This window comes from Pedobacter sp. AC402, assembly GCF_979252805.1.
On sequence record NZ_CEEDAI010000006.1, the window covers coordinates 336,810 to 349,351 of the forward strand.

Here is a 12,542-nt window from a genome sequence, read left to right on the forward strand (position 1 = left end):
TTAGCCATGAAAAAAATCATCATCGTTGCCTTTCTAGGTTTAATATGCCTGGGCGGCAAAGCACAAATACAATCGCAGGTACCTATTAAAATACAAATTGCAACCAGCCAAAGCGATAGTGAAAAAATTAAGATCCCCTTTCCCCAGCCCGCCACCTTGCATGATGATGGCGGCTGGGAAAAAGGACCCAGTAACTGGCAAACCTCGGCAAAATTTCCGGTAAGCTATCGAAGTGGATTGTTGTTTTTAGACCGTAAAAAAAATGGTCTAATTAAATATTTTATGGTAGAAATCCGTTTTAATAAAGCAGGTGCAATAGATTTAACCGCTAACAGTACGGCTACAAGCAAAAGTGGCAAAAACACCTGGAAAACCGTATTTGGAAAAGATAATGAAGTTTTAAAACAGACCATTATCTGTACAGAGAGCGATTTTGGAACGGAAATGTATCTATACCTTAAAAATTTCAGACCATATAGGCGAACTCAGGTTAATTAAGCACAAATAAACGCCATACCTTATGATGGATAATCATAATCGGGAAATACAATTCAGGACTGCGACCGTCTAAATGTGTAAATACAATTTACAAAGCAATTTTATACCTGCTCAAAACATCAATATACCACTCCGCTTATGGACGTAGAAAAACGCTCCATAAGTTTGGCTAAGCGGATTTAAAAACCGAATTTTATCATTAACCACATTTACCTATGTTAAAGGCAGTTATATTAGACGATGAAACCCGAGGAAGTAAATTACTTTCGCAAAAACTTCAATCTTTCGAAGATGAACTTCAGGTTGTGGGCATTTTTAACGAGCCAGCCAAGGCATTGAGTGCAATTATTGCGCTTGATCCTGATGTGCTGTTTCTTGATGTGGAAATGCCGGGAATAAATGGCTTTCAATTTCTTGAACGTTTGGGTAGTTTTAGCTTTGAAGTAATTTTTACTACAGCTTACGATAGTTATACGCTTGAGGCACTCCGCTTAAGTGCGGTAGATTACCTGATGAAACCTGTTGATGAAGATGACTTAAAAACTGCGATTACGCGCTTACGCAAACGGGTAGCAGGCAAAGTGAAACAGCGGAGCCAGAAATCAGAAGTTTTAAACGCACGATTGGCTTTACCCACTGCCGAAGGGGTTTATATTATTGATAAAACCACCATTATCAGGGTGGAGGCCATGAGCAATTATAGTGTTTTCCTGCTCAGTGATCATAAAAAAATCATCGTTTCCAAAACCTTAAAAGAATATGAGGCGCAGTTGAACGATGATTTTTTTATGCGGATTAACCGCTCGGTAATTGTTAACCTGAGCTATGTGGTAAAATACCGCAAAGGAGATGGCGGCACACTGGAGCTTAGCGATGGTGCAGAAGTTGAGGTTTCGCCACAACGTAAAGAAACGTTAATGCAGAGGCTGTTCTAACGGTTTCCTACTTCATTTCATCTGTTCTGCTTAAATATTCGCTTGGCATACAGCCATAATATTGCTTAAATGCGGTAGAAAAATAAGAAGGAGAATTAAATCCGCACATATAGGTAATCTGTGCAATGGTATACCGCTTGCTTCTGCATCAGTTCTACAGCTTTGGTAAACCGGATTCTTTTAATAAAATCTGTTGCCGATTCGCCTGTTATCGCTTTAAATTTGAGATAAAGGTTTGATCGGCTCATGCCAATTTCTCTGCTAAATTTATCTACTGAGAATTCAGAATCGGCCAGATATTCTTCTACAATGGCAATAGCATGCTTTAAAAACTCTTCATCGAGCGTATTAAAAGCAATATTTTCGGGCACCATTTCTTTACCGGCCGAATAGTATTCTTTCAAACGTTTACGCGAGCGCAGCAGATTTGCCACTTTAGCGGCCAGTAAACTGGTAGAAAAAGGTTTGGTTACATAGTCATCAGCCCCCATTTCGAGACCTTTTATTTGCTGACTGGTTTCGTTTCTGGCCGTAAGCAGCATCACCGGGATATGTGAGGTATTGATATTCTGTTTTACACGTTTACAAAAATGCAGTCCGTCCAGTTCGGGCATCATCACATCACTGATAATGAGATCATATTGTTGTAGCTCAAGCATATCTAAGGCCATTTGCCCGTTAACAGCTACCGCCACCTGGTAGGTTTTGCTAAAATATTCCTGAAGGTAGGATAAGATTTCTTCGTTATCATCCACGATCAAAAGTTTAGTAGCCAATGTATTTCCGTCCGGTTCATCCGATAATGGCTCCTGATCTACCCAGGTTGTATGATCTGGTTGATTTTCTATTAGAGCTGTATTGTCTGGAACAATTGATAACTCGTACATTTTATGCGCATTGCCTAAATGGTTGCGGTAAATTTCATCCGAAGTGGGTATGGTAACGGTAAACACACTGCCCTGCCCTTTTGCACTTTGCGCAGTAATATTGCCATGGTGCAACTCTACCAATCTCTTGGTAAAGGCTAAACCTACGCCTGAGCCGAGGTTCATTTCGCGGTTATTTACCTGGTAAAAGCGATCGAATACTTTTGATAAATCCTGTGCGCCGATACCTACACCTGTATCTGCTACTTTGATTAGCACGGTATCATGCTCCTTAATCAATTCAATGCTTACTTTATGGCTTGCTTCTGTATATTTAAAAGCGTTTGATAATAGGTTGAACAAAATCTTCTCCATGGCATCTTTATCAAAATAAAAAGAGAATTTGGCTTCGGTAGAGTGAAAGGTATAACTGATATTGTTTTTATCAGAAAGGGGCTTGAAAGATTCATAAACTTCGTGCACAAAACTTACAATATCGCTTTTATCTACCTTAAGCTGCCGGGTTCCCATTTCTGTTTTCCTGAATTCGAAAAGCTGATCTACCAGATTGTAAAGCCTTTTTGCATTGATCAGCATCAGGTCGTATTTCTTTTTCACAATTTTATCAACCTGTGGCAACCTCAAAAGCTCTTCGAGTGGTGCCAGTATCAAGGTTAAAGGTGTTCGAAGTTCGTGTGATACATTGGTAAAAAAATCCATTTTCACCTGATTGATATCCCTAACCCGTTCTTTTTCAATCCGCTCTAGCTTTAACTGTTGTAGGGCCTTAATGCGTTCGGCTATAATTTTGTAACCCAGGTATGATGACGCAGCCAGCACAACAAAAAGCAGCATATAAAACCACAACGTTCGGTACCAGGGTGGCAACATCAAAATTTTTAATTCCCGAACCGGGCTAACCTCGCCATTTGGTCCTACTGCTTTAATAATAAATGTATAGTTACCCGGAGGAAGGTTATTGTAACTTACCTTAATATCGCTGGTTTTCTGCCAGATGTTATCTATCCCCTCAAGCTTATAATAGTATTGGGTACGGTTTGCCGAAATGTAATTAAAGGTATTAAACAGGATGCTGAACTGTTTAAACTCTGGTCCGAGTTCAAGTTTGCCTGCCTGATCGATGTGCCCTTGAAGAATATCTGTTCCATCGCCAGAGGCAACCGTTTTATTAAATACCTCCAAACCGGTAAAGGTGAGTTTTAAACTTAGGGGCTGCTGGTTTACCATTGATGGGTAGAAATAAGAGATCCCTTTTATGCCCCCAAAGAGGAGCATACCATCTTTAGCTTTGTAAAAAGAATATTCGTTAAACTGGTTATTCTGCAGGCCGTCGCTCTCATCAAAAGTTTGTACCAGGCTTTGATCTGAGTTAAATTTTACCAATCCGCTGTTGGTCGAGATCCATAAATTACCATTATCATCAGGCTGTATGCCATAAATGGTTCCCTTAACAAAATCTTTCCGGGCTTTAAAACTGATGAAGCTTTGCTGCGCTTCGTTGTATAAACTCAATCCTTCGCGGGTACCCATCCAAATGTTGTGTTTTTTATCTTCGGTGATGCAGTTTACAATGTCTTCGCTTTCTTTACCGTTTACAGGGGTGCCAAAAAGCATATTATCAGGGTAAAAAAGCGTTACTCCGTTGGTGGTGCCAATCCATATGCGGTGCATACTATCTTCAAAAAGGAAGGTTATATCATCAGAAGTAAGGCGTTTACCTGCTTTATCAAGGTGGATATGGGTAAAAGTTTGCGTTTCGGGATGGAACTGATCTAAACCTGAGCGTGTACCAATCCAAATCCGGCCTTTATAATCTTTCAGGATACTGTACACCAAATCGCCAGCAATGCTATTGGGGTTATTCTCATTGTGGAGGTATCGTTTAACGGCACCTGTACCAGGATTAAGCACATTTAGGCCGCCGTTATGTGTACCGATCAGCACATTGCCCCTACCATCAAATTCAATAGCTTTTACGTTATTCGAACTTAAGCTGTTTCCATTATTTTCCTGGTTAGAAAAGTAACTGATGGTATTGGTATTCCTGTTCCAATAGTTTATCCCTTTATCATTGGTACCAATCCAGAAATTCCCTTTATCATCTTGTTTAATCACCCCGATTACCTCATCGTTTAACGAGGTTTTACCTGTATTCTGACTAAGCAAATTAAATTTAATGTCGTTTTTATGATAATAATTTACGCCTCCATAATATGTACCGAGCCACATTGCCTTTTGCTTATCCTGATAAATGCAACGTACAGAATTCTGACTGATGGTATAGGGCTGAGAAATTTGATGGAAATAATTATTAAAACTAAGCTCGGTTAAATTGAGGATAGAGAGGCCCTTAAATGTACCCAGCCACATATTACCTTCTACATCTTTACCGATACACCTTACATTATTATCGGCAATGCTGTTTTTACCTGCCTGATGGTTAAAAAATGTAACTTTTGCGCCCGCTGTTTCGTATTTGATCAATCCATAACCTTCTGTAGCTACCCAATAACTGTCGCCATCAATGTATACATCATTTACCGCTGGTTTATCTACACCCAGGTTTAGCTTGGTTAAACGATGATTTTGAATGTTAAGTTTAAATAACCCAACTTCGGTACCAATGAGCATATCCTGATTTGCAGTATTGATGTACGAAATCTTTTTAATACCATGCTCAAGCGCGTTAAAATTTACCTGCTTAAACTGGCTTGTACCCGCACTTAACTTAAACACACCACCCGAAATGGTAGTGGCCCAAATGTTATGCTGCGCATCTTCGGTGATGGACGATACATACCATTCGCCCAAACTGCGCGGAAGTTTATAATTAACAAACCCATCAGAAGCGTAATTATAACTGCTGATGCCCTGATTGCCTCCCACCCACATGGTGCCTTTATGATCGATAAAAAGGCTGCGTATGTAGTGAGAATTGAGTCCGTTTTTATTGCCCTCAACCGGCCGGTATACCCTGAAACCTTTGCTATCGTAACGGTTTAACCCATCTTGGGTGGCCATCCAGATAAAACCAAGACTATCTTGCTTTATGGCAAAAACAGTGCTTTGAGATAGTCCTTTATCAACCGAAATATTGCGGAAATACCGATCCTGAGATTGTGCATTTGCGTTGCTAAATGTAAATAGCAAGCCGATACTGATTACAAGCGCAGTTAGGCAGCGGTAAGCACCGATTATTATATCCGATATTTTAAAGACTGTTTTTTGAAACATGTTTTTCAAATTTAATCATTCTAACTGAAACGCTTGGCCATTATCCCCATTTGTAACGGGGATGCACGAAATCAGCGATTTTATCGCTTTTAAACCAGCACTTATTGTTTATGCCACATTAGAAATGTGGGCCTCAATCATCCTCGTTGCAAACGAGAACTAAAGTATTTCTTGCTAAACAGACCCTGAAATAAATTCAGGGTGACGCATATCTTAAGTAACCATCGTACTCATTTGTAAAGAGAATGCACGAAATCAGCGATTTTATCGCTTTTAAACCAACACTTATTGTTTATACCACATTAGAAATGTGGGCCTCAACAATCTTCGTTGCAAACGAGAACTAAAGTATTTCTTGCTACAACAGACCCTGAAATAAATTCAGGGTGACGCATATTATTAAATAACCATCGTCCTCGTTTTTAACGAGGATGCACGAAAATCAGCGATTTTATCGCTTTTAAACCAGCACTTATTGTTTAACCAAATTATAAATGTGTGCCTCAATATCTTTGTTGCAAACGAGAACTAAAGTATTTCTTGCTAAACAGACCCTGAAATAAATTCAGGGTGACGCATATTATTAAATAACCATCGTCCTCGTTTGTAACGAGGATGCACGAAATCAGCGATTTTATCGCTTTTAAACCAGCACATATTGTTTATACCACATTATAAATGTGGGACTCAACAATCTTCGTTGCAAACGAGAACTAAAATATTTCTTGCTAAACAGACCCTGAAATAAATTCAGGGTGACGCATATTATTATTAAGCATCGTCCTTGTTTAAGCGGGTATCTTAGTGCCACTTACAAGCTTAACCAAAGCATTGCGATTCTAATCGGGTTAATCATGGCGATACCACATATTTATTCCCTATCATAAACTGCTACATCTGGCAATTTATCCACAACTTCCTGTTTATTGAGTTTATTACCATTTAGCTCCAATAAGGTTGAACTGCCAGAAAGAGCCGGTTTAAAAGTTTTGCCATTAAAAGTGATTGGTAAATCGCCGTAATTAAATAAGGATCCAACCTTTTTATCCAAAATTTGCAATGAAGCTTTTTTATTGCCATCTAACTGAGCCTGGATATCCCAATCCCCTACCTGCATATGGTAAAGTCCATTTGCTGATGAAATTGTTTTAATTACTTCTGTTTTGCCATCTTTAACCTGGATGAGTGTTAAAAACCTGAATTTTTGTGCTCGTATAGAAGTAATACCAGCATGCCATTGATCTACAAAATCTTTAATTTTTCCCTCATCGTTGGTTACCTTGTTCCAGTTTACCGCAGCCTCGTAAAACTTGTTGTGCACGTTTAACTGTAAAGCACTGTTTGCAAATACAGTTGCGTTAACATTGCCCAAATCGGTTTTTAAGGCAAAGCATTGTTGGTTGCTATTATTGTGCTGCAAGGCTTCGATAGTGTAATAAGGAGGCATGGAACTGGGTAGTCCATTTTACGGGTTTATTGGCCTCAAGTTCATCATAAAGCACAATGTAGCCACCGGCCAATTGCAGCATATGCCTGCGGTAAAGGGTTACGCCGCTTTCGCCATAGCCATTGGCTTTATTTGGTACAACGTTAATTTGCTTAAATCTATCCAGCCAGAAATCGCTTTTAATTTCGCCATAAGCATTGCTTGCATCACCAAGGGCGTATTGAATGTGATTGCCAGTAATGGCCCTTGCAATCCAACCGTAACCTTCTTCTCCGATTTTTTGATTTAAACTGTCGGCCAGGATGGTGTTATAAGCTTTTGATGTACGGTAATACAATAAATTATGTTTATCGCTAAAGTTGCTGTAATAACCACTTCCGCCAAATAAAACTTTTCCTTTATAATTAATGGTAAATGCATTTTGGGAGGCATGTCCATGACCTGATGAGCCAAACGGACTGCTGAATAAATAACTGCTTAAGCTTTTATTTCCATTTGCCAAATCTTCGTGCATGGCCACTACCCCAACATCGGCAAAATTCCGGCTTTTAGGCAGTTTAGCAGGCGATAATGTGCTAAGTTGCTGATTTGGTTTGTAATTGAGCAGGCGGAACAATAAATAATCGTCTGTTCCATGGAAATAATCAGGGTTATCGGTTTTAATTTTACTTACATACCAGTTGAGGTATTGGTTATTCATCGTAAAAGTAAGCGCATCGGCAAACCAGGCTTCGCCCTTAACTACGGTTGGAATATTCTCCCACATATCGCCGATTGCTGTAGATGCCGAACCATTTGGATGTGTATAAAGCATATAATAGGGCAGGTTTTGCATCCATGGCAATTTAAAATAATCAACGCCGCTAAAATCGCCGAACATTTGTGAAAGGTAAATGATCGATTTAAAATTTACCCTGAAATAGCCGTTGCCCTCATGCCAGCCGCCATCTGTTGTGCCTAAAACCGGGAAACGTGCCGACCATACTTCATACATGTAGGTAAGCCATTCTTTGGCTTCGGGTACTTCATTAATTACCGATACTGTGGCAATGGCGAGGTTACGCAAGGTGATTTGCCAAACATGATTATCACTCACATGCAGTTCGAAACGATTTGGTAAATGATCATACACCCTTCTGGCCCTTATTGTAATGATGTTTTTAAACAATTCTTTTTCTTCCGCATTTAAAACGGTATAACCTGCGTCGTAAAACCATCCCAGGGCTTCCAATACTGCTCCGCTGGTAAAATCATCTCCGGTTGCCAGTCCGTTGGGATTCATTTTCGCAATATTTAATGCCCTTCGTTTAGCATCAAGAATAAAGCGTTTATCTTTAGTCAGTTGATAAGCAATGCAAAGGTTACGCACAGGAGTACCCACTGCATCGCCAAAGCCATGGTACATCCGCTCAATAATGATTTTCTTTTCTCTATCATTTTTGCCCGTAGTATCAATTATCCTTTGCGGTTTCTCAATAGGTAAAGGCTCTTTCATTAATTTTTCTGCAAAGGCTATAAACTTTTTTGCCTCAGGATTTTGTAGGTTATTGCGATAAAAAGCTTCGCCGTTCCGGTTCATATCCCATAATAATGGGTGTGAACCCTGATTGCGTTTTAAAACCTCATTTACCGCCGGAGATACTTTTTGGTTGGCATATTTTGCATCAACCACGAAATTGTACACTGGCGACCAGGCCCATTTGCCGGTATTTTTTAATGCATAACCATATTTCCAATACCATTTACCAGGTTTTAAAGCTTTATGTAGCGGGTATACTGCCCAACGTTGCTCGGCACTTTCTGTTAAATTATTTTTAAAATCCTTATCACTGGCCAATAAAACTTTGTAGCGCACATTGCCAATATTCGGATCTTCGGGCACCTCACTTCCACTTTCCATTGGCTTTACCATATTTTTACCATTGGTGCCCGGCCAAAGCAAAGCTGGGGCATTTGTAGGCACAATAATGCCGTGGGCCGGGTAAGGCCATTCGCGCACCCTCGAATGCAGTTTTTCTGCAGTTAGCTTAATCACGCCTGGTTGCTGCTGGGCAAAGATGTGGAGTGAGAGTAATGATAAGGTTAGGGTGAATATTTTCTTCATCAGTTATGTGCTGCGTATATCTGTTTTCTTTGATTTTGTTTTGGTGAGCGGGTTTGACGACCTTTTTTCATTCTTTCTATTAGATTTCTCAACTAAGTTACACCCGATAGCTACAGGTACGCTGGAAATGACGCGATACGGGATTTTCCTACAAACCAGCAGTAAACTTATCGCCATTTGCTTTACACCAAAGTTTTAAATATTGGCGCATGGCAATTAATTTTTTTTTATAAGTGGTATTTACGGCAAGGTTATTCATTTCACCAGGGTCTTTAATTAGATCGAACAATTGCTCTTTAATATCGCCTTTATTATAAACTATATATTTAAAATTTTTGGTTATAACTGCCCTACCGCCGATACCCAAGAGCGTTTCATTATCGGCAAAATCTGTTTCAATAACCAGGGTATCGCGCAGGTTTTTACCAGGCTGGGTTAATCTTTTACTAATATCAATCCCTTTAAGGTAATTCGGTTTTTGCACACCTGTTAAGCCACAAATGGTTGGGATAATATCTGTTCCGTTACATACGAGCATATCATCTGTACGGCCTTTCCATTCGCCAATTTTTGAAATGATAAAAGGAACTTTAGCGGCCTCTTCGTACAAAATCTGTTTCTGGTTCCAACTGTGCCCTGCATAACCATCGCCATGATCGGCAGTAAAAATGATAATTGTATTTTTTTCTATACCATATTTTTTCAGTGAGGCCATCACCATTTCGATGTAGTGGTCTACTTTTTCTACCAAACGGTTGTAGGCCCAACGGTATTGCCGCCATTGATCAGCATTCCAGTTTACACTTGGATAAGTGCGCAGACTTACCTTTTGCTGCTCACGCACAATTTTTGGTTCATTTGCAGGAATTTTCCAATTGGCAGGTAATGGCGGACATTGATCTGCTGGCGGTGCATCAGCTAAAATATCCATCTTTAAAGTTTCGCCCCTGGCCCACTCACAAATATCGTGGGGGTTTAAAAAAGAGGCCACCAATAAAAAAGGTTTGTCTTTATTTTCTTTTATAAAACTAGCACAATAGGCTGGCGTACCTGCATCATTATAATCTAAGAAATTGGTATTCTGGATGTATTCAAAACCATGCTGATTTACTTTTGTAGTGGGCACTGGAAGGTGCCATTTACCAACATAACCTGTTTGATAACCTCCATTCTGAAAAATTTTGCCCATCATGAGTAAACTATCCGGCCATTGTCCGTCTTTTTCCGGAGCATTACCTGTAAAACCAGTTTCGAAAGGCATTTTTCCGCTAAAAATGGCCGTGCGCGAGGGGGTGCATAAAGGCTGTGCACAATATGCTTTGGTAAACCTCACACCGTTTTTTGCAAGCTTATCCATAGCTGGGGTATGCAGGTATTGATTACCGGCATTCCCCATTGCTTCAGCCGTTTGCTGATCGGTCATAATGATTAAAATATTGGGCTTGTCTGCATTTTGTGCCATCACTTGGAAAGCGATGACATTTAGCATAAGAAAACACAGAAAGAAATGTATTTTTTTCATTTATTCAGCATTTACATTAATACCCAGGGTTTTGCACCAATTTTGAATTGTAATCCCTCTCCCTTTGCGGAATCGGATACAATTCATTTTTACCATCTTTAAAATTTGTTCCGGCAATATACGGGTAATTGGCTCTGTAAGCTTTAAGTGCAGCTTCTGTGGCGCGCAAACTCGAACCCAATATGTTCCAGCGCATCAAATCATATTTTCTTAATCCTTCAAAACAAAGTTCAAGTGCCCTTTCATTTTTAACTGCGGTAAAAAAATCAGCTTTATTTAATCCCGTGGGGATTTGTGTATCTGTAATTTCTGCTGTTGCCGTAGCACCTGTGCCACCGCCGCCTGTAATGGTTATTGTTGGCGCAGAAGTATAGTTTGCACCAAAGTTGGTTACTTTAATGCCTACCACGGCACCTGCGGTAACGGCACCGGTAGTTGGGTTAGTGGTTGCACTGGTAATTGCTGTAGCGGTAGCACCTGTACCCCCACCACCTGTAATGGTAACTGTAGGTGTGCTGGTGTAACCACTGCCTTGTACAGCCATTTTAACGTTTATAATTTTCTTACCAAAAACGTCGGCAGTAAACGCCCTCTTTCTTACCTGGTTAATGGCATCGTAAGCGGCGGCATTTGGGCCTTCGTTTAATTCGTTTTCGGCTTCTGCACGCATTAACAACACATCGGCATAACGCAATACCACGTAATTGATATCGGTATTGTTTAAATCTTTTGGTGGCAAAGCCTGATATTCTCTACGCCATTTACCTGGCGCAAAGTTATTGTCTGCAGCGGCTGCATACTCCAGAAATTGGCCCGCAGCATTGATCTGGTAAGTTGCTATGGAAACATCTCTACGCAAATCGCCAGAGGTGTACATATTTCTAAATAACGGCGTTGTTTTTACATATGAATTGGTACGGCCGTAAGTGCTGACTGCTGCTGATAAGGGTGCATTCCACTGCCCGATAACACTCGAATTTCCTAAACCACCTGTTATGTTATAAAAGGCAACTTCGAACATGCTTTCGAAAGGGTCGATTTTTAACTGGCACTGGTTACGGAAAAACTGCTCATAACTTGGATTTAACGAATATAAATTGGCATCCATTATCTCTTTGGTCTGCTTTTGCGCAATGGCATAATAATCTTTATAATTCGCGGGTCTTTCCATCTGGCCATTTTGTTGCAGCGTATAGCCACCCGCAAACAAAGCTACGCGGGCAAGCATTCCCTTTACGCCCAATTTACTGATGCGTTCATCGCTGGTTTTACCATCAGGCAACAACTCAATAGCCTCGGTCATATCTTTAATTACCTGCGTATATACTTCTGCAGTGGTGTTTTTAGCAATGCGCAATTCATCATCGGCATGTGTTGGCGTAAGTTTAAGGGGTACCGCACCGAATAACCTGGTTAATTCTGCATAATAAAACCCACGCAGAAACTTTGCTTCGCCCAAATACCTGTTTAAAGTTTTACGCTGCGATCCATCAATATAGATAGCCATCTGCGGAATTCGCTCAATTACCAGGTTTGCCCTGTTTACACCTTCATAATAGGTTTGCCAGGTAGATTGCATGTATACAGCTTCGGCTGTAATTACATAATGTGCAATGCCCCTGAAATCGGTTGTTAATACATCCCTAATCTGTGCAATATCGTTATCATTTTCATACAAAATTGAAGCATAAAAACCTAGGGTATTGCCATTGCTCATGCTTTCGTAAGCACCAAGTGTTGCCAGGTTGGCTTCATCAGTAGTGTTAAAAAATTGATCTGCATTGAAAACAGATTTAGGCTCTTCGGTAAGTGTTTTTTTGCAAGCGGTTAAATTAGTGAGCACAATTGCTACAGCTAAACATTTAAATAAGCCTGCGATATGGTATTTTAATTTCGTTTTCATAATCGGGTATTC

The 12,542-nt window shown here is 40.1% G+C and carries 8 protein-coding genes; 2 read left to right on the forward strand and 6 right to left on the reverse strand.

The annotated features are described in order from the left end of the window. The first annotated feature begins 6 nt into the window (after positions 1-6). Both AC0IWE_RS05895 and AC0IWE_RS05900 read left to right on the forward strand, forming a co-directional pair. Complete coding sequence (locus AC0IWE_RS05895) at positions 7-498, forward strand: hypothetical protein (RefSeq protein ID WP_471792317.1); 492 nt, start codon at positions 7-9, stop codon at positions 496-498. 215 nt (positions 499-713) lie between these two features. Then, on the forward strand, positions 714-1,433 hold the full coding sequence (locus AC0IWE_RS05900; RefSeq protein WP_471792318.1) for a LytR/AlgR family response regulator transcription factor: 720 nt from the start codon (positions 714-716) through the stop codon (positions 1,431-1,433). A gap of 7 nt (positions 1,434-1,440) precedes the next feature. Here the strand turns inward: AC0IWE_RS05900 and AC0IWE_RS05905 are convergent, their stop codons facing one another. From AC0IWE_RS05905 to AC0IWE_RS05930, 6 genes are all read right to left on the reverse strand, one after another. Next, positions 1,441-1,542: an AraC family transcriptional regulator gene (locus AC0IWE_RS05905; protein WP_471792319.1), complete on the reverse strand. Its 102-nt coding sequence runs from the start codon at positions 1,540-1,542 to the stop codon at positions 1,441-1,443. Continuing rightward, positions 1,529-5,554 carry a hybrid sensor histidine kinase/response regulator transcription factor gene (locus AC0IWE_RS05910; protein WP_471792320.1) on the reverse strand — a complete coding sequence of 1,342 codons (4,026 nt, stop codon included), beginning with the start codon at positions 5,552-5,554 and terminating at the stop codon, positions 1,529-1,531. Before AC0IWE_RS05910 ends, AC0IWE_RS05905 begins: the two co-directional genes overlap by 14 nt. Positions 5,555-6,425: 871 nt before the next feature. Next, positions 6,426-7,001, reverse strand: a complete 576-nt coding sequence (locus AC0IWE_RS05915; protein WP_471792321.1) for a hypothetical protein — start codon at positions 6,999-7,001, stop codon at positions 6,426-6,428. After that, positions 6,961-9,105 (reverse strand): DUF4962 domain-containing protein, encoded by a 2,145-nt coding sequence (locus AC0IWE_RS05920; RefSeq protein WP_471792322.1) that lies wholly within the window; start codon positions 9,103-9,105, stop codon positions 6,961-6,963. The genes AC0IWE_RS05915 and AC0IWE_RS05920 overlap by 41 nt, the downstream gene beginning before the upstream one ends. A gap of 148 nt (positions 9,106-9,253) precedes the next feature. Further along, complete coding sequence (locus tag AC0IWE_RS05925; RefSeq protein ID WP_471792323.1) at positions 9,254-10,567, reverse strand: sulfatase family protein; 1,314 nt, start codon at positions 10,565-10,567, stop codon at positions 9,254-9,256. Between the two features lie 76 nt (positions 10,568-10,643). Then, on the reverse strand, positions 10,644-12,530 hold the full coding sequence (locus tag AC0IWE_RS05930) for a RagB/SusD family nutrient uptake outer membrane protein (protein WP_471792324.1): 1,887 nt from the start codon (positions 12,528-12,530) through the stop codon (positions 10,644-10,646). Positions 12,531-12,542 lie beyond the last annotated feature (12 nt).